Source organism: Streptococcus sp. oral taxon 071 str. 73H25AP, assembly GCF_000146755.1.
Classification (GTDB): domain Bacteria; phylum Bacillota; class Bacilli; order Lactobacillales; family Streptococcaceae; genus Streptococcus; species Streptococcus oralis_T.
In genome coordinates this window covers 1,643,842-1,662,365 of the sequence record NZ_GL397254.1, presented here as the reverse complement: position 1 = coordinate 1,662,365, position 18,524 = coordinate 1,643,842, and the positions used below count along the sequence as shown (strand labels likewise).

The window sequence follows — 18,524 nt, the reverse complement described above, 5'->3', positions numbered from 1 at the left end:
CTATGAATAAAAAACTAACAGATTACGTGATTGATCTGGTTGAAATTTTAAATAAACAGCAAAAACAAGTGTTTTGGGGGATATTCGATATTCTGAGTATGGTGGTTTCCATCATCGTGTCTTATATCTTGTTTTACGGCCTAATAAATCCTGCGCCTGTGGACTATGTGATCTACACTCTTTTAGCCTTCCTTCTCTATCAAATCATAATTGCATTTTGGGGGCTGAATGCTAGTATTAGTCGCTACAGTAAGATTACGGATTTTATGAAAATCTTTTTTGGAGTGACACTCAGTAGTGTTCTTTCTTATGGAATCTGCTATGCCTTTCTTCCATTATTTTCAATCCGTTTCATCGTGCTCTTCATTTTGTTGAGTACCTTCCTCATCTTGCTTCCTCGCATCACTTGGCAGTTGATTTATTCCAAACGTAAAAAGGGTAGTGGAGATGGGGAGCATCGTCGTACCTTCTTGATTGGTGCGGGAGATGGTGGTGCCCTCTTTATGAATAGCTACCAACATCCAACCAGTGAGCTTGAGATAGTGGGGATTTTGGACAACGATGAAAAGAAAAAAGGGCAAAAACTAGGTGGAATCCCAGTTCTAGGCTCTTATGACAATCTACCTGAATTGGCCAAACGTCACCAAATCGAGCGTGTTATCGTAGCAATCCCTTCGCTCGATCCATCAGAGTATGAACGTATCTTGCAGATGTGTAATAAATTAGGTGTCAAATGTTACAAGATGCCTAAAGTTGAGACAGTTGTTCAAGGATTACATCAATCAGGTAGTGGTTTCCAAAAAATTGATATCACAGACCTTTTGGGCCGTCAGGAAATTCGCCTTGACGAATCACGTCTGGGTGCAGAAATTACAGGTAAGACCATCTTGGTGACAGGAGCCGGTGGTTCGATTGGTTCGGAGATTTGTCGCCAGATTAGCCGCTTCAACCCAGAGCGTATCGTCTTGCTTGGACATGGTGAAAATTCAATCTACCTTATTTATCATGAGTTGATTCGTAAATTCCAAGGGATTGATTATGTTCCTGTCATTGCAGATATTCAGGATTATGATCGTCTTTTACAAGTGTTTGAACAGTATAAACCAGCAATCATCTACCATGCTGCAGCCCACAAACACGTTCCGATGATGGAGCGCAATCCAAAAGAAGCCTTCAAGAACAATATCCTCGGGACTTACAATGTTGCCAAGGCTGTTGATGAAGCCAAAGTACCTAAGATGGTCATGATTTCGACTGACAAGGCGGTCAATCCTCCGAATGTTATGGGTGCAACTAAGCGCGTGGCAGAATTGATTGTCACTGGCTTTAACCAACGTAGCAAATCAACCTACTGTGCAGTTCGTTTTGGGAATGTTCTGGGTAGCCGTGGTAGTGTGATTCCTGTCTTTGAACGTCAGATTGCTGAAGGTGGTCCTGTAACGGTGACAGACTTCCGTATGACACGTTACTTCATGACTATTCCAGAGGCTAGCCGTCTGGTCATCCATGCTGGTGCTTATGCTAAGGACGGAGAAGTCTTTATCCTTGATATGGGCAAACCCGTTAAGATCTACGACTTGGCTAAGAAAATGGTCCTTCTAAGCGGGCACACAGAAAGTGAAATTCCAATCGTTGAAGTCGGTATTCGTCCAGGCGAAAAACTTTACGAAGAACTCTTGGTTTCGACCGAATTGGTTGATAACCAAGTCATGGATAAGATTTTCGTTGGTAAGGTTAACGTCATGCCTCTAGAAGCCATCGATCAAAAGATTGAAGAATTCCGTTCACTCAGTGGAGATGAGCTCAAAGAAGCGATTATTTCCTTTGCAAATGAGACAACCCACGTTGAGTAAGATCGCCCAACTAATTATAAATAAAAGGCCAAGGTTCTGTTTGTACAGGACCTTGGCCTTTTTACTCTGTAATTTCAAATCGTTGTACTATTTATAGTTGCTTAATGATATCGTCAATGGTACGGGCAATCCAGTCAGGTTGATAGCTGAGCAAATCAGCCTCTTCTCCAAATCCCCAAGTAACAGCGAACTTTTTGATGCTAGTTTCTTGGGCTCCAATCATATCAAACTTGGTATCTCCGATGATAAGGACTTGGTCTGCAGGGAGTTGATGCGTTTGCAAGGCAAAACGGATGACATCCGCCTTGTGTGGTGTTTCCGGACTAGAGCCGTAAATGCCATCAAAGAAATGATGGATTCCCAGATTTTTAGTCATATCATGAGCAGTAGGAGTATTCTTTGTTGTAGTGATGTAGAGAGGGTAGTTTTGTGAAAGTTCTTGGAGTAATTCCGTTATTCGGGGGAAGAGTTGGGCTTCGTGGATCCCTTTTTTCTTGTAGTAAGAACGGTATATCTGCACAGCCTCTGAGATTTGTTCCTTGGGAAGGCATGTTGCAAAACTACTTTCAAGTGGCGGTCCCATAAAACCACGAATGGTTTTGGCATCAGGGCTTGGAACTCCTAGCTCTTTAAAGGTATGGGTAAAGGCATTGTGGATCCCGATGGAACTGTCAACCAGGGTTCCGTCCAGATCAAAAAAGATTGCTGAGATAGAGGGCATAGTTTCTCCTAATAGATATAGATAAGCTTATTCTCCGAAGATTTCTTTTTGTAGGCGACGACCAGTAGGTGTAGCGGCAAGTCCACCCTCAGCTGTTTCACGAAAGGCAGTTGGGAGGCTCGATCCGACTTGGTACATGGCATCGATAACTTCATCGACAGGGATCTTAGACTCGATACCTGCTAAGGCCATATCTGCCGCGATAAAGGCAAAGCTGGCTCCCATGGCATTTCGTTTGACACAAGGAACTTCAACCAAACCAGCGACAGGGTCACAGATGAGACCCAGCATATTTTTAATGACAAAGGCGATGGCTTGGCTAGCCTGATAGGGGGTTCCACCTGCAGCCAAGGTCAAGGCTGCGGCACTCATGGCAGAGGCAGAGCCGACTTCGGCCTGGCAGCCACCTTCAGCACCTGAGATAGAGGCGTTGTTTGCGATAACCAATCCAAAGGCACCAGCAGCAAAGAGGAAATCCAGCTGTTCTTCGTGGCTAAGGTCTAATTTTTGGATAGCGGCAGTGAGAACGGCTGGCAAACAACCAGCACTTCCTGCGGTTGGGGTGGCACAGACCAAACCCATTTTAGCGTTGTGTTCGTTGACCGCGATGGCATTACGGGCTGCTGATAGGATAGTAAAGTCAGACAAGGCCTTGCCACTTTTGAGATGGCGGTCTAGTTTGGCAGCATCGCCACCCGTTAAGCCACTACGGGATTTATTTTCACTGAGACCGAGCTCAACAGAGGCTTTCATGACTTCTAGATTGCGTTCCATGAGGAGGAGAACTTCTGGCCGTTCTCGACCGGTTAATTGATATTCTGTCGCAATCATGAGTTCTGCGACATTTCCTTGGAAGTCTAGATCTGCCTGCTCGACCAATTCTTTGATAGAATAAAACATGTTTCCTCCTACTTAAAGAAATTGACATTGTGGAGATGAGGGATTTTTCGAATTTCTTCAATCGCCTCTTCGCAACTTCGACTATCGACTTCGATAATCATAATGGCTTTTTCTCCAACTTTTTCTCGAGTCACATTCATCTGAGCGATGTTGATATCGAAACGAGAGAGGGCTTCAGTAACATGGGCAATCATACCTGGAACATCCTGATGCACGATGATGATGGTCGGTGTGTTCATGTTGAGAGAGACAGCAAAGCCGTTAAGCTCCGTAACTTGGATATTTCCCCCACCGATAGAAATACCTGTCACGCTAATGGACTTATGGTCATTCTTCACAGTGATTTTAGTGGTGTTTGGGTGAGGAGCGTTGCTGTCTTTCTGAATGGTCCAGACAATCTTGATACCACGTTTATGGGCAATCTCGAGACTATTTGGAATGTCGGGATTGTCCGTATCCATACCTAAAATACCAGCGACGAGAGCAAGGTCAGTTCCATGACCACGGTAGGTCTTGGCAAATGAATTAAATAATTGGAATTCGACTTCTGTTGGCGTATCGTCAAAGATGGAGGAGACGATTTTCCCAATACGAACAGCTCCAGCTGTGTGGCTACTTGATGGGCCTATCATGACTGGTCCGATAATATCAAAGACAGATTGAAAACGAAGTGAGTGCATCTGTTTCCCCTTACAAAGATTCTTGTTTCTATTATATCAAAGAATGAAGTTCTGTGCTTATTTCCCTTATAAAACTGAAAAAATGGATAAAAATAGTATAAAATCTTGTCTTTTATGACAAAAATATCAATGTTTCAGTAAATATAAAACATTTTTGTAATATTTCTACATATAACCGTTAAACAACGGTAACATTTAAAAGGTATCATAGATATATTCAATGGAAGGAGAATTTTTAGATATGTCATTAACAACTAAAAAAATCAAAACAACTATCGCAGGAGTAGCAGCTTTACTTGCTTTCTTTGCCCCAGCTCTTGCCTCTGCACAAGAAACTGTAACATACACTGTTAAATCAGGTGATACTCTTTCAGAAATCGCTGAGAAGTACAACACGACTGCTGAAAAATTGGCAGCAAAAAACAATATCAAAGATATCCACCTTATCTATGTTGACCAAGTTTTGGTCATCGAAGGAACAGCTTCAACTGTAGCTCCAGCTGCGGCAACGGAAGAATCAGCTCCAGCAGCTACAGAAACTGTTGAAGAAGCTCCAGCAGCAACAACAACTTATGAAGCACCAGCTGCACCTGCAGCTCCAGTAGCAGAAAGCAACACTGCAGCAGCTTCAACTGTAAGTGGTTCTGAAGCAGAAGCCAAAGAATGGATCGCTCAAAAAGAATCAGGTGGTAGTTACACAGCTACAAATGGCCAATACATCGGACGTTACCAATTGACAGATTCATACTTGAACGGTGACTACTCAGCTGAAAACCAAGAACGTGTAGCAGATGCCTACGTTGCAGGACGCTACGGCTCATGGACAGCTGCCAAGAACTTCTGGCTTAACAACGGTTGGTATTAAGAACTAGCTAACAGAAAAATATGTAAAAGTCGAGGAATTTCCTCGACTTTTTTATATTTCCTTCGGTTGATAATAGATCTCCACTTCTTTTTTGAGATGAGACAGCATGGAGGTTTCATCGGTTAGTTCCAGAAGGGAGAAACCTTTTTGGATAAGTTTAGAATCATCCGTACAAATCCCAATACGGACATAGCAGATAGCAAGCCTATCGTAGCTTTTCTTGTTCTTGGCATCTTCTAGTAAAGTATAGCATATTTGTTTACACATATTTCTATCTTGATTGTATAAGTAAATGGTGGAGAGGTTGAGTAGGATTGCCATTCGCAAGTCATATAAATGTTGATAGTTTTTATAGACTTCTAAGCGTTGCAAGATTTTTCCAGTGATGAGATGGATATGTTCTATAGGAAAGGTAAAGAGAATGGTATTGAGAATTTTTAAGTCATTCTCGTACCAAGTGTCCTGCTTTTCTATCTTCTTCCATAGCTTCTTTACAGTATTGTTAACTTCGATTGACAGTTTTTTAGTCCCATTTTGGCGGATATAGATAACAATTTTTAGCATATCTCGTATCTCTTTTATAGGGAGGTCGTGGTGAGTTTTGAGGTAGTCTTGACATTTTTGAAATAGTTTTTCGAGTTCACTAGTCCCTAGGATTGAGCTCATATTGAGATAGGTTTGCATAATTTCTGTGCGTTGACTTGGTTGATAAAGTTGACAGATATATTCAAACTCTTCAAAACTCATATTGACTTGTCGGAGAAGAAACTCCATATTCTCATATTTAGGAGTTGTTTTCCCGCTTTCGATTTTTGATAGGCTGGTTCTTGAGAGAACATCCCCACAGACCTCCTCTTGGGTTAAACCTTTTGACTCACGTATTTCTTTATAAACATTTCCAAAATCGTAGCGCATGATTTCCTCCTTATTTGTGAAAAAAGTTAACAAAAAATAGAAATTGATTAAAAATATTGTATCATAAAGACAGAAAAAGTAAAATAAAGATCTAAGATAATTTTGTGAAAAAGCCAACAAAGATCTTTGGCATTACGAAAAAGAGTTATAATATAGCTATAAAAAGATAGGAGAAACATTATGGATAAAAAAGTATTTCGCTTTTTGGTCTTTTTTGCATTCTTGGTCACCTTAGCTTCACAGTTTCCATGGAATTGGCCAATCTAATGTGCTAGTTATTTAATCAAGAGAGGAGGGAGCTTACGACATATAGAGACGTAATGTGCTATCATTAGCCAATTGGTGTTAGATTTGTATAGTGCTAGGGGGTGATATTTTTGAAAAGAAATAAAAATGACTATATAGTTGATTTTATTTTTGGTGTCGTTTTCATGGGATTGTTGTTGACGGGTTGTTATATTTCATTTTTTCAACCAGATATTTATAAGATTCAAATTATATTTTTGATACTGTTAACATTCCCTATTAGTTATGTTGTCATTAAATATTTTATAAGAAAGTAGGTTTGCAAAATAAAAAAATGTTCTCTGTTTCTTTTGACCATAATTTTTCTTAATATATTCTCTCCAACGGCTTTAGCTTTAGAATCTGCTATGAAAAGCAAATCTAATTTGACAACGTCTGATTTTCAATCCAATCCGTCGTATGTTCGTGTTGTAGATTCACATAATCTAGCAATCACAAACGAAGATGGAACGGTGTCAAAAGTATATATTGATGACGAACACAATGTTTTTATTGATGGGGTCTTAGAACTAACCTCAGATGAATTTGATAGTATGGTTCAAGTAAGTAAAAATGAATAGCAGTCAACTGAACAGCCTGTTATGGCGAGATCAGCTACTACTTGGTATTATCTTGATACACATACTTATAATATCGACTTTCAAAATAGAAGTCGTACAGTATTGCTAGGTGTTATTTCTGCTCTAATCCCTTATTTAACCCCTGCGATTGGTATTGGTTCAATATTAGATGCCTTATTAGGACAAGGAGCTCCGGGCATGTATGTAAAACTAAACAGATACTATCGAAAAGGGTATCAATTTTACAAATACTGTTACCATTTTTACTATGATGCAGCAATGAGATATAAGGTCGCTTATAGAGAAGAAATCAAACGAATGTGGTAATATATTACAATTTCTAGTTTTAAGAATAAAGATAATAGTTAAAATATTTTTCAAATCAAGGGAGTCAATATGGGACTCCCTTGTATTCTTCAAAAAATGTTATAATCAATCTTGTTTAAAGAACAGAACTTCGATGTTTACAAATGAATAATTCTATCTTTTTTTCTGAAAATACTGTATAATATGAAGCAAATATGAAAAAAATGGTGTAGCAACCGTAATGGCATGCGGTTTGCTTGCTACTACAAATGCTTTAGCAGTATGGGTTGATGGTGGTCAATGGAATTATGGAGTAGGTTGGACAGGAACTTTTGGATATTCTGATTATTTACATTCTACTCGATCTCATACAGCAACGGTCCGACATGGTAGTAGAATCTCTAAGGAGCGTGAAGCTCCCTAGGTTTGGGCTCAAGCTTCCCTCACAAAGATTCCGCCAACAGGATTAGAATATTTCTATGGATTTTAAGTGGAATTTTCCCTCTCCTATTAGGAGAGGGAGAACTTTATTGGAGGTATCTTTATGAAAAAAATCAGTAATTTCTGTATGTTACTCCTGCTTTTGTGTACCACTTTTTTTGTTTTTAATATAAACTACACACGAGAAGTGGTGCGGATTCGGGAAATGGGAAAGACTGTAGATTCTTTGGATTTGTATTTGAAAGATATTAATGAACCTGCAGTATCTGTTCTTCGATTTTTTGAGGATGTATCAAAGGAGTACAAAGTCTCCATTATCAAAACAGACAGTGGTGATGAGGTGGTCAAGTCTGGTGTTTTTGATAAAGATACCTTCCCCTACCAAGAGTTTGGGATTTCTTCTCTTGATTTTACCACAGATGGTGAGGGAGTTTACAGTAATAAAGAAATTTCCAATAAACTTGGTACGATTCCGACTTTTCTAAAAGCCAAGCCTATTCAGCTTATGACTTTTCAAACCTATATCAAGGATACATCTCGTAGTTTAAATGGTCGCTATACGATAACTTCTACACAAGAGATGGACAAGGATAGGATTGTACAGAAATGGAGCGATTTTTTCAAGATAGACCAGGCTACCTTGCTAGAGCCGACCTATAAAAGTGCAGTGGAAGTCATAAATCGAGATTTGCTCTTATCTGCCATTGTTTTTGTCTTGGCTATTTTGCTTCTTGTCTTAGTAACAGTGTATCAGCCGATGATGGAAATGAAAAGAGTTGGGGTACAAAAATTACTTGGTTTTCAAGATAGGGCTGTTTTAGCTGATGTTGTAAAAGGCAACCTTTACCTCCTCCTAGGTGGAGCGCTTGTGATCAATCTAGGAGTGTTTTTCTTGCTTGATTACAAGCCAAAAGATTTGTTCCCTATGTTATGGTTGTCGCATTTTTTGCTTTTGCAACTTTATCTCTTTATCAGTTGGTTGACTTACCTCTTAATCCAAAAAATGACAATCAGCTCTCTGCTGAAAAGTTTTTCATCTTTCAAATTTGGTCTACTCTTTAATTATTTGATGAAAATTGGAACTACTATTTTACTGACAGTCTTGCTAGTTGGGGTAGGAAAAAGTTTGGAGCAAGAAAACAAAGAGTTGGATTACCAGAAACAGTGGATCAGTCAAGGAAATTATCTGACCTTGGAAACTTTCCAACTCAATGATAACCTGTGGCAAGAGCAGTTGGCAGGCTCAGGGCAGGCAGTAGATTATTTCTATCGATTTTATCAGGATTTGGTAGAAAAAACGCAGGCGGGCTATGTGCAAACTAGCAACCTGCCTATAAAAAATTTTGCCACTGCAGAACAAGTGCAGCGGTATCAACTGGCTGATATGCTAACTGTTTACTATGCCAATCGTCATTTTTTAGAAAGTCAGGGATTCAAGTTACCAGATACCGGCGCAAAAAAAGTTATTTTGATGCCAGCAAGTACGAAAGGTGAAGAAGATAAAAATCAGCTCTTGGGGAAATTAATTGCCTATCTTTCGATGAAGTATGAAGAGCAGCAAAAACGAACGATAGAGGAGATGGATGTCGAGATTGCCTATTATGAAGGAGATTGGTCGTTCTTTCCATATAGTGATAAGCGAAAGGAAAATCTCTACAATCTAATTATTAGCTTGGTCAATGATTCTGATATGATGTGGGATGAAAAAGCTCGCCTGTCAACAACAGGTTTAAATAACCCGATTAAAATCGAAAATACGGCTCAACACCAAAAAGAGGTGACAGCGTTAGTTGAGAAATTATCAGATGGGAATTATTTAAAATTTTCATCTATTCAAGCCATTCAACAAGAGAAAGTAGATTCTTATCGAGATGCTGTTCGGAATTTCAACATACTCTTTGCTTTGGTTGGCCTTCTTAGTATGATGATTTCCTACTTCTTACTAGCAACAACTTTCTTATTGAAGCGAACAGATATTATTACCAAGAAGTTCATGGGTTGGAAATTGATAGATCGGTATCGTTCTTTCTTGAGGATTCTCTTGTTGGTATATAGCTTCCCTTTTATAGTCCTGCTATTCTTTACACAGGCACTGTTCCCGCTCTTGCTTTTCGCAGGATTTACAGGCTTAGATATTCTGTTTGTACTTTTCTTGGGCTCTAAGATGGAAAAACGAAATGTAGTGCAGTTATTGAAAGGGGATCACTTATGATAAAGTTGGAAAATGTTACGAAAACCATTGGGGAAAAAGTTATTTTGGAGAACTTATCTCTAAAAATTAACCAAGGAGATTTAGTTGCCATTGTTGGAAAAAGTGGCAGTGGCAAGTCAACCTTGTTAAATCTCTTGGGTTTGATAGATGGCGATTACAGTGGACATTATGAAATTTTCGGTCAGCAAAATGTACCTGTCAATTCTGTTAAGTCGCAAGCGATTATCCGCGAACATATCTCCTATCTGTTTCAAAACTTTGCTCTGATTGATAATGAAACGGTAGAGTATAATCTCATGCTCGCTCTAAAGTATGTAAAATTATCCAAGAAGGACAAAGTCAAAAAGATAGAAGAAATTTTAGAGAGAGTGGGGTTGCCATCAATTCTACATCAAAAGGTTTCAGAGTTATCTGGAGGAGAACAGCAGCGAATCGCAGTTGCTAGAGCCATTTTAAAACCCAGCCAGCTCCTTTTAGCAGATGAACCAACCGGTTCTCTAGATTCTGAAAATCGAGATTTGGTTTTGAACTTTCTCTTAGATATGAACAAGGAAGGTAAAACGGTCATTATCGTTACCCACGATGCCTATGTGGCTCAACAATGCCATCGAGTTATTGAATTGTGAAAGAGAATGTGGAGAGTTCGTTGATCTCTTCATCTTACTTGTAATTGGACAATTGTATTTTTAAAAAAATTAAATAGTATAAATAAGCTTATTATATGTAAAAATATATCATGTAATAAGCTTTTTCTTGATTAAAATGAAATAAAATACAGTTTTCTATTGACAAACGAGGATGAGAAGAGTATTATTTATACAATAATAAAGTATAAAAATAAAAGGAGGCTTTTCTATGAATAAAGTGAAGAAGGTGTTGATGACGATGTTTGGTTTGCTTATGCTTCCCTTATTATTTGCTTGTAGTAACACTCAATCCCAAGGTGTTGAAGCCATTAAGGCTAAAGGAAAATTGGTGGTGGCCCTAAATCCAGAGTTTGCTCCATTTGAATACCAGAAATTGGTCGATGGGAAAAATCAGATTGTAGGTTCAGATGTTGAGCTCGCCAAAGCCATCGCAAAGGAACTAGGTGTAGAAGTGGAGTTCTCTCCAATGAGTTTTGACAATGTACTGGCTAGTCTTGATTCAGGCAAGGCCGATCTTGCCATATCAGGTGTTTCTAAAACGGAGGAGAGAAGTCAAGTTTACGATTTTTCAATTCCCTACTACACTTCGAAAAATAAGGTTATCGTAAGAAAATCTGAATTAACGAATTATCAATCAGTGAAGGATTTGGCTCAGAAAAAGGTTGGAGCGCAGAAAGGTTCTATCCAGGAAACTCTGGCCAAAGAAACCTTGCAGAATGCTTCTCTCGTTTCACTTCCTAAAAATGGAAATTTGATAACAGATTTGAAATCAGGGCAACTAGATGCGGTTATCTTTGAGGAACCAGTGGCGAAAGGATTTGTAGAGAATAATCCAGACCTAGCCATCGCTGAGTTTGATTTTGACAATGACAAAGAAGATTCCTACGCTGTTGCGATGAAAAAAGACAGTAAAGAATTAAAAGAGGCGGTTGACAAAACCATCCAGAAGTTGAAGGATTCTGGGGAATTGGAAAAATTGATTGACGATGCTTTTAAAGCCTCTATCGAAAAATAGAAAGAAGGAAGAGAAATGAGTAAGGAAAAAGTTATTTTAGCCTATTCAGGTGGATTGGATACATCAGTTGCTATTACATGGTTAAAAAAAGACTATGATGTGATCGCTGTTTGTATGGATGTGGGCGAAGGAAAAGATTTGGAGTTCATCCATGATAAAGCTCTCAAGGTTGGGGCTGTAGAGTCTTATGTCATTGATGTTAAGGAAGAATTTGCTAATGACTATGTTTTAGTGGCTCTTCAGGCACATGCTTACTACGAACAGAAGTATCCCTTGGTATCTGCTCTGAGTCGCCCTCTTATTTCAAAAAAACTCGTTGAAATAGCTCATCAGACGGGGGCAACCACAATTGCCCATGGTTGTACAGGTAAGGGAAACGACCAAGTTCGGTTTGAAGTCTCTATTGCAGCTTTGGATCCCAATTTAAAAGTAGTTGCGCCTGTTCGTGAGTGGAAATGGTCTCGTGAAGAAGAAATCCAATATGCCAAAGAAAACGGCGTCCCAGTTCCTGCTGACCTTGACAATCCTTACTCTGTCGATCAAAATCTTTGGGGACGCGCAAATGAATGTGGTGTCTTGGAAAATCCTTGGAACCAAGCACCAGAAGAAGCATTTGGAATCACATCTTCGCCAGAAGAGGCGCCAGACAGTCCTGAATTTATTGACATTGAGTTTAGCTGCGGGGTGCCTATCTCCCTTAATGGAGAGAAGATGAAGCTGGCTGAATTGATCCAAAAGCTAAATGAAATTGCAGGCAAACACGGTGTTGGTCGTATTGACCATGTGGAAAATCGCCTAGTCGGTATTAAGTCAAGAGAGATTTATGAGTGCCCAGGTGCTGTGACTTTATTGGCAGCTCATAAGGAGATTGAGGACTTGACTCTTGTGAGAGAAGTGGCTCATTTCAAACCTATTATCGAAAATGAGTTGTCCAATCTCATCTATAATGCCTTGTGGTTTAGCCCAGCAACTCAGGCTTTGATTGCCTATATCAAGGAGACACAGAAAGTTGTCAATGGAACTGTAAAAGTTAAACTCTATAAGGGGAATGCTCAGGTAGTGGCTCGGAAATCTCCAAATTCTCTTTACGATGAAAATTTGGCGACTTATACTAGTGCGGATACCTTTGACCAAGATGCGGCTGTTGGTTTTATCAAGCTTTGGGGGCTTCCGACTAAGGTTTATTCAGAAGTTCAGAAAAATGTTGAGTAGTGACGCGATAGAAAGGGACGACAGAATATGTCGAAAAATACAAAATTATGGGGTGGTCGATTTGAAGGCACTGTGGAAGATTGGGTAGAGCAGTTCGGTGCGAGTATTTCCTTTGACCACCAGCTGGCAAAATTTGATTTGATGGGTTCCCTAGCTCATGTTCAAATGCTTGGACAGACTGGGATTTTGAGCTTGGAAGAGGCAGAGCAGATCCAAGATGGTCTGCAAGCTTTGTTGCGAGATTTAGAGGCAGGAGAGCTTCATTTTGATATTGCAAATGAAGATATTCATATGAATATGGAAGTGTTGCTGACAGAGAAAATCGGTCCTCTGGCTGGGAAACTACATACGGCTCGTTCTCGGAATGACCAAGTCGCAACGGATATGCACTTATATCTAAAGGAGCAGCTTGGCCATGTCTTGGATAAGTTGGCGAATCTGAACAGTGTTTTGCTGGATTTGGCTGAAAAACATGTGGAAACCATCATGCCAGGCTATACCCATTTACAACACGCCCAACCGATTAGTTTTGCCCACCATCTCATGGCTTATTACAATATGTTTCAAAGGGACAGCGAGCGATTCGCATTTAACCTGAAACATACGGACCTATCTCCACTGGGTGCAGCTGCCTTAGCGGGGACAACTTTTCCAATCGATCGTCAATTATCGAGTGATTTACTGGGCTTCCAACAACCTTATACCAATTCCTTGGATGCTGTGAGTGACCGTGATTTTATCTTGGAATTTCTATCAAATGCCAGCATTTTGATGATGCATATGAGTCGTTTTTGTGAAGAAATCATCAATTGGTGCAGTTTTGAGTATCAGTACATTAGCTTGTCTGATAGCTTTTCAACGGGTTCATCTATCATGCCCCAGAAGAAAAATCCTGATATGGCCGAGTTGATTCGAGGGAAGACAGGACGGGTTTACGGGCACTTACTTGGACTATTGACCGTCATGAAGTCTTTGCCTCTGGCTTACAATAAGGATTTGCAAGAGGACAAGGAAGGCATGTTTGATACAGTAGAAACGATTTTAAATTCTCTGGATGTGTTGGCAGGTATGCTATCGAGCATGCAGGTTAATAAGGTCAAAATGCAGCAATCTACAGAGAATGATTTTTCGAATGCGACCGAACTGGCAGATTATTTGGCAGAAAAAGGCCTCCCCTTTAGAGAAGCACATGAAATTGTAGGGAAATTGGTTCTAGACTCTATCAAGCATGGTAAAAATATCCAAGATTGGGATTTGAAGGAGTTGCAAGTCTACCATCCCCTGATTGAAGAGGATATTTATATCTACTTGCGTCCAGAAACCGCTGTTCAGAGACGGAATTCCTTAGGAGGAAGCGGCTTTGAGCAAGTGAAATACCAGATAGAACAAGCGAAGAAAGAACTTAAAGGGGAAAATTGATTCATTTGCAAAGTATGAAAGAGAGGCTGAGATGATTTATCAGCCTCTTTCTTGTCTTCTCCAACCAAGCGTGTTATAATGAATACTGCTCAAGCGACCTTCAATCGTTGAAGCACACACGACCTTCAATCGTGAACTAGTCATTTCGTTTATCTTTTATTACGTCGTTAACTCGAAATGAGATGCAAGCAGAGCTTGTCTGATTTATAACCTCAATCAGTCTCCCAGACTGATTGAGCGAACTCAAGTTATGCCTGCGACTCGTTGCCTAGTCCTAAAAGCAAACGAAAAGACTATACTTAAAGAAATTCTATTGAAAGTCATAGTAAATAGAATTTTGAAGGGTATGAATAAACGAATAGATGGGAGACTTACCATGAGTGATAACTCTAAAACACGTGTTGTTGTGGGGATGAGTGGTGGTGTTGATTCGTCGGTGACGGCTCTCTTGCTCAAGGAGCAGGGCTACGATGTGATCGGTATCTTCATGAAGAACTGGGACGACACAGATGAAAACGGCGTCTGTACGGCGACCGAAGATTACAAGGATGTGGCTGCGGTTGCAGACCAGATCGGCATTCCTTACTACTCTGTCAATTTTGAAAAAGAGTACTGGGACCGCGTCTTTGAGTATTTTCTAGCGGAGTACCGTGCAGGACGTACGCCAAATCCAGATGTTATGTGCAACAAGGAAATCAAGTTCAAGGCCTTTTTGGACTATGCCATGACCTTGGGTGCAGACTATGTAGCGACGGGGCATTATGCTCGAGTGGCGCGTGATGAGGATGGTATCGTTCACATGCTTCGTGGCGTGGACAATGGCAAGGACCAGACCTATTTCCTCAGCCAACTTTCGCAAGAACAACTCCAAAAGACTATGTTCCCCTTGGGACATCTGGAAAAGCCTGAGGTACGAAAACTAGCAGAAGAAGCAGGACTTGCCACTGCTAAAAAGAAAGATTCGACAGGGATTTGCTTTATCGGAGAAAAGAACTTTAAAAACTTTCTCAGCAACTACTTACCAGCTCAGCCTGGTCGCATGATGACTGTGGATGGTCGCGATATGGGCGAGCATGCAGGCCTTATGTACTATACGATTGGCCAGCGTGGTGGACTGGGTATCGGTGGACAACACGGCGGTGATAATGCGCCTTGGTTCGTTGTTGGAAAAGACCTCAGCAAGAATATCCTCTATGTCGGACAAGGTTTCTACCATGATTCGCTCATGTCAACAAGTCTAGAGGCCAGTCAAGTTCACTTTACTCGTGAGATGCCAGAAGAGTTTACGCTCGAATGTACGGCTAAGTTCCGCTACCGTCAGCCGGATTCTAAGGTGACAGTCCATGTCAAAGGAGACAAGGCAGAGGTCATCTTTGCAGAACCGCAACGCGCCATCACACCAGGACAGGCAGTTGTCTTTTACGATGGCGAAGAGTGTCTCGGTGGTGGCTTGATTGACAATGCTTACCGTAACGGTAAGGTTTGTCAGTACATATAGATTGACAAATTTTCTTAATTTGCTACAATAATAAAAGCAATAGAAATGATGGTCAAAGCTCATGGATGTTGCAGGCTTTTTTGTCCTGCACTTCTTTGGAGTTTTGACTGTTTTTGTGTCGTTTAAGGGAAAGGACAAGAATGACTCAGCAAGACTTTCGGACAAAAGTGGGGAATACGGTTTTTGGTGTTCGGGCGACAGCCTTGATTGTCCAAAATGGCAAGCTCCTAGTCACCAAAGATAAGGGCAAGTATTACACTATTGGCGGTGCGATTCAAGTCAATGAAAGAACGGAGGACGCTGTAGTTCGTGAAGTGAGGGAAGAACTAGGTGTCAAATCTGAGGCTAGCCAACTAGCTTTCGTGGTTGAAAATCGTTTTGAACAAGACGGTATTTCCTATCACAATATCGAGTTTCATTATCTGGTGGATTTGCTTGAGGATGCCCCATTGACCATGCAGGAAGATGAGAAAATGCAACCCTGTGAATGGATTGACTTGGATAAGCTTGAGGCTTACCAGTTAGTTCCAGCCTTTTTAAAAACAGCCTTACCCGATTGGGACGGCCAACTAAGACACATTCATCTTGAGGAATAGGAGAGAAAATAATGGTTAAGCTTATTGCCCATGTACTTGTTCATAGTGGTGATGATTATTTGCTCATTCAGCGTTCGGAAATTAAAAGAGGAGAACCCAACGTTTATCCAACTTACTGGGATATTCCTGGTGGTGGGGTTGAAAAGGGTGAACTTCCGCGAGATGGAGCTCTTAGAGAATGTGTTGAAGAAGCGGGAGTTAGGCTAGATAGCAATTCGCTCAAACTTCTTCACGAAGATAGTCAACTGGATACCTCTAAGGATACTGTCTTTACTCGCTTAGTTTATAAAGCAGAGTGGGTTGGGGAGAAGCCAATTATCAGATTAGATCCTGAAGAGCATACGCACTTTAAATGGGTTACTATGGATCAAGCTCTAGAGGAGGAGAAGATAGTTCCTTATTTACGAGAAATTTTTGAAAGGTTAAGAAATGACTTATAATTTTACGGAAGAATACGATATTATTGTAATCGGTGCGGGACACGCTGGGGTGGAGGCATCCCTAGCTGCTAGCCGTATGGGCTGTAAGGTCTTGCTTGCGACTATCAACATTGAAATGTTGGCGTTCATGCCTTGTAATCCTTCTATCGGTGGTTCTGCCAAGGGGATTGTCGTGCGTGAAGTTGATGCCCTCGGTGGTGAGATGGCCAAGACTATTGACAAGACTTACATCCAGATGAAGATGCTCAACACAGGGAAGGGTCCTGCCGTTCGTGCCCTTCGTGCGCAGGCTGACAAGGAGCTTTACTCTAAGGAAATGCGCAAGACGGTTGAAAATCAAGAGAATCTGACCCTCCGTCAAACCATGATTGATGAGATTTTGGTGGAAGATGGCAAGGTTGTTGGTGTTCGTACAGCGACCCATCAGGAATATGCTGCTAAGGCCGTTATCGTGACCACAGGGACTGCCCTCCGTGGGGAAATTATCATCGGGGATCTCAAGTACTCATCAGGACCAAACCACAGCTTGGCTTCGATTAACCTTGCTGACAATCTTAAGAAACTGGGTCTCGAAATCGGTCGTTTCAAGACAGGAACGCCTCCACGTGTCAAGGCTTCTTCAATTAACTACGATGTGACTGAGATTCAGCCAGGAGATGAAGCACCCAATCACTTCTCTTATACTTCGCGCGATGAGGATTATGTCAAGGATCAGGTGCCATGCTGGTTGACCTACACCAATGGTACCAGTCATGAGATTATCCAAAATAACCTCCACCGTGCGCCTATGTTTACAGGTGTGGTCAAGGGAGTGGGACCTCGTTATTGCCCGTCGATTGAGGATAAGATTGTGCGCTTTGCGGACAAGGAACGCCATCAGCTCTTCCTTGAACCAGAAGGACGCAATACAGAGGAAGTCTATGTCCAAGGCTTGTCAACCAGTCTGCCTGAGGATGTCCAACGCGAGCTGGTTCATTCCATCAAAGGTTTGGAAAATGCAGAGATGATGCGAACAGGTTATGCCATTGAGTATGACATGGTCTTGCCACACCAATTGCGTGCGACTCTGGAAACCAAGAAGATTTCAGGACTTTTCACAGCTGGTCAGACAAATGGAACGTCAGGTTACGAAGAGGCTGCTGGTCAAGGGATTATCGCTGGTATCAATGCGGCTTTGAAAATCCAAGGCAAGCCTGAATTGATTTTGAAGCGCAGTGACGGCTATATCGGGGTGATGATTGATGACTTGGTAACCAAGGGAACCATTGAACCCTACCGTCTCTTGACCAGTCGTGCCGAATACCGTCTCATCCTACGTCATGACAATGCTGATATGCGTTTGACCGAGATGGGACGTGAGATTGGGCTTGTGGATGATGAACGCTGGGCTCGTTTTGAGATTAAGAAAAATCAATTTGACAATGAGATGCTGCGTCTCGACAGCATCAAACTTAAGCCAGTCCAGGAAACCAATGCTAAGGTTGAAGCGATGGGCTTCAAGCCGTTAACAGATGCGGTGACAGCCAAGGAATTTCTCCGTCGCCCAGAAGTTTCTTATCAAGATGTGGTGGCCTTCATCGGTCCAGCTGCAGAGGACTTGGATGACAAGGTCATTGAATTGATTGAAACAGAGATCAAGTACGAGGGTTATATTTCCAAAGCCATGGATCAGGTTGCCAAGATGAAACGCATGGAAGAAAAACGCATTCCAGCCAATATTGATTGGGATGATATTGATTCTATTGCGACGGAAGCCCGTCAGAAGTTCAAAGTCATCAATCCAGAAACCATCGGCCAAGCCAGCCGTATTTCGGGAGTAAACCCAGCAGATATTTCTATTTTGATGGTGTATCTTGAAGGTAAAAATCGTAGTATTTCTAAGAATCAAGAAAAGAAAGCATAGAGAAAAACAGCCCCGTCTTCGGAGCTGTTTTGTTG

16 protein-coding genes and 1 pseudogene are annotated in these 18,524 nt (G+C 41.1%); 13 read left to right on the top strand and 4 right to left on the bottom strand.

The annotated features are described in order from the left end of the window. The first annotated feature begins 2 nt into the window (after positions 1 to 2). Positions 3 to 1,853 (top strand): nucleoside-diphosphate sugar epimerase/dehydratase, encoded by a 1,851-nt coding sequence (locus HMPREF9189_RS10330; RefSeq protein ID WP_001035719.1) that lies wholly within the window; start codon positions 3 to 5, stop codon positions 1,851 to 1,853. Positions 1,854 to 1,944: 91 nt separating this feature from the next. On the opposite strand, the gene HMPREF9189_RS10325 is transcribed toward HMPREF9189_RS10330, so the two are convergent. From HMPREF9189_RS10325 to sdaAB, 3 genes are read right to left on the bottom strand one after another with little or no spacing between them, the layout of a single operon-like run. Continuing rightward, positions 1,945 to 2,574 (bottom strand): HAD hydrolase-like protein, encoded by a 630-nt coding sequence (locus HMPREF9189_RS10325; protein WP_001139311.1) that lies wholly within the window; start codon positions 2,572 to 2,574, stop codon positions 1,945 to 1,947. 27 nt (positions 2,575 to 2,601) lie between these two features. After that, positions 2,602 to 3,474 carry an L-serine ammonia-lyase, iron-sulfur-dependent, subunit alpha gene (gene sdaAA / locus HMPREF9189_RS10320; protein WP_000500031.1) on the bottom strand — a complete coding sequence of 291 codons (873 nt, stop codon included), beginning with the start codon at positions 3,472 to 3,474 and terminating at the stop codon, positions 2,602 to 2,604. Positions 3,475 to 3,482: 8 nt separating this feature from the next. Beyond that, the gene (sdaAB, locus tag HMPREF9189_RS10315; RefSeq protein WP_000555872.1) at positions 3,483 to 4,154 is read right to left on the bottom strand and encodes an L-serine ammonia-lyase, iron-sulfur-dependent subunit beta; all 672 of its coding nucleotides are present in this window, start codon (positions 4,152 to 4,154) and stop codon (positions 3,483 to 3,485) included. A 241-nt stretch (positions 4,155 to 4,395) separates the two neighbouring features. Here sdaAB and HMPREF9189_RS10310 point away from each other — a divergent pair, with 241 nt between their 5' ends. After that, positions 4,396 to 5,019, top strand: a complete 624-nt coding sequence (locus tag HMPREF9189_RS10310; protein ID WP_000060313.1) for a LysM peptidoglycan-binding domain-containing protein — start codon at positions 4,396 to 4,398, stop codon at positions 5,017 to 5,019. A gap of 51 nt (positions 5,020 to 5,070) precedes the next feature. Here HMPREF9189_RS10310 and HMPREF9189_RS10305 read toward each other — a convergent pair whose 3' ends face one another. Further along, a complete protein-coding gene (locus HMPREF9189_RS10305) occupies positions 5,071 to 5,934 on the bottom strand; it encodes a helix-turn-helix domain-containing protein (RefSeq protein ID WP_001268188.1) in 864 nt (287 codons plus the stop codon). Between the two features lie 887 nt (positions 5,935 to 6,821). Between HMPREF9189_RS10305 and HMPREF9189_RS12580 the strand changes: the two genes are divergently transcribed. The 11 genes and pseudogenes from HMPREF9189_RS12580 (at position 6,822) to mnmG (ending at position 18,489) form a co-directional block, all read left to right on the top strand. Next, positions 6,822 to 7,127, top strand: coding sequence for a hypothetical protein (locus HMPREF9189_RS12580; protein WP_000124146.1), 306 nt, complete (start codon positions 6,822 to 6,824; stop codon positions 7,125 to 7,127). Between the two features lie 205 nt (positions 7,128 to 7,332). After that, positions 7,333 to 7,596 (top strand): annotated as a pseudogene (locus HMPREF9189_RS10295) (lactococcin 972 family bacteriocin); the annotation flags it as partial. A gap of 54 nt (positions 7,597 to 7,650) precedes the next feature. Beyond that, complete coding sequence (locus HMPREF9189_RS10290) at positions 7,651 to 9,759, top strand: bacteriocin-associated integral membrane family protein (RefSeq protein ID WP_009755452.1); 2,109 nt, start codon at positions 7,651 to 7,653, stop codon at positions 9,757 to 9,759. Continuing rightward, entirely contained in the window at positions 9,756 to 10,385 is a 630-nt protein-coding gene (locus HMPREF9189_RS10285) for an ABC transporter ATP-binding protein (RefSeq protein WP_000593107.1), read from the top strand. Before HMPREF9189_RS10290 ends, HMPREF9189_RS10285 begins: the two co-directional genes overlap by 4 nt. Before the next feature lie 229 nt (positions 10,386 to 10,614). Further along, positions 10,615 to 11,421 carry an ABC transporter substrate-binding protein gene (locus tag HMPREF9189_RS10280; RefSeq protein WP_001045259.1) on the top strand — a complete coding sequence of 269 codons (807 nt, stop codon included), beginning with the start codon at positions 10,615 to 10,617 and terminating at the stop codon, positions 11,419 to 11,421. 15 nt (positions 11,422 to 11,436) lie between these two features. Further along, positions 11,437 to 12,633: an argininosuccinate synthase gene (locus HMPREF9189_RS10275; protein ID WP_000031902.1), complete on the top strand. Its 1,197-nt coding sequence runs from the start codon at positions 11,437 to 11,439 to the stop codon at positions 12,631 to 12,633. 27 nt (positions 12,634 to 12,660) lie between these two features. Then, entirely contained in the window at positions 12,661 to 14,052 is a 1,392-nt protein-coding gene (gene argH, locus HMPREF9189_RS10270) for an argininosuccinate lyase (RefSeq protein ID WP_000042243.1), read from the top strand. A gap of 376 nt (positions 14,053 to 14,428) precedes the next feature. Continuing rightward, entirely contained in the window at positions 14,429 to 15,550 is a 1,122-nt protein-coding gene (mnmA, locus tag HMPREF9189_RS10265; protein WP_001282940.1) for a tRNA 2-thiouridine(34) synthase MnmA, read from the top strand. 140 nt (positions 15,551 to 15,690) lie between these two features. After that, positions 15,691 to 16,146, top strand: coding sequence for an NUDIX hydrolase (locus tag HMPREF9189_RS10260; protein WP_000193653.1), 456 nt, complete (start codon positions 15,691 to 15,693; stop codon positions 16,144 to 16,146). Positions 16,147 to 16,154: 8 nt separating this feature from the next. Beyond that, positions 16,155 to 16,586 carry an NUDIX hydrolase gene (locus HMPREF9189_RS10255; protein ID WP_025168534.1) on the top strand — a complete coding sequence of 144 codons (432 nt, stop codon included), beginning with the start codon at positions 16,155 to 16,157 and terminating at the stop codon, positions 16,584 to 16,586. Further along, entirely contained in the window at positions 16,576 to 18,489 is a 1,914-nt protein-coding gene (mnmG, locus tag HMPREF9189_RS10250) for a tRNA uridine-5-carboxymethylaminomethyl(34) synthesis enzyme MnmG (protein ID WP_000221916.1), read from the top strand. The genes HMPREF9189_RS10255 and mnmG overlap by 11 nt, the downstream gene beginning before the upstream one ends. The last annotated feature ends 35 nt before the right edge of the window (positions 18,490 to 18,524 follow it).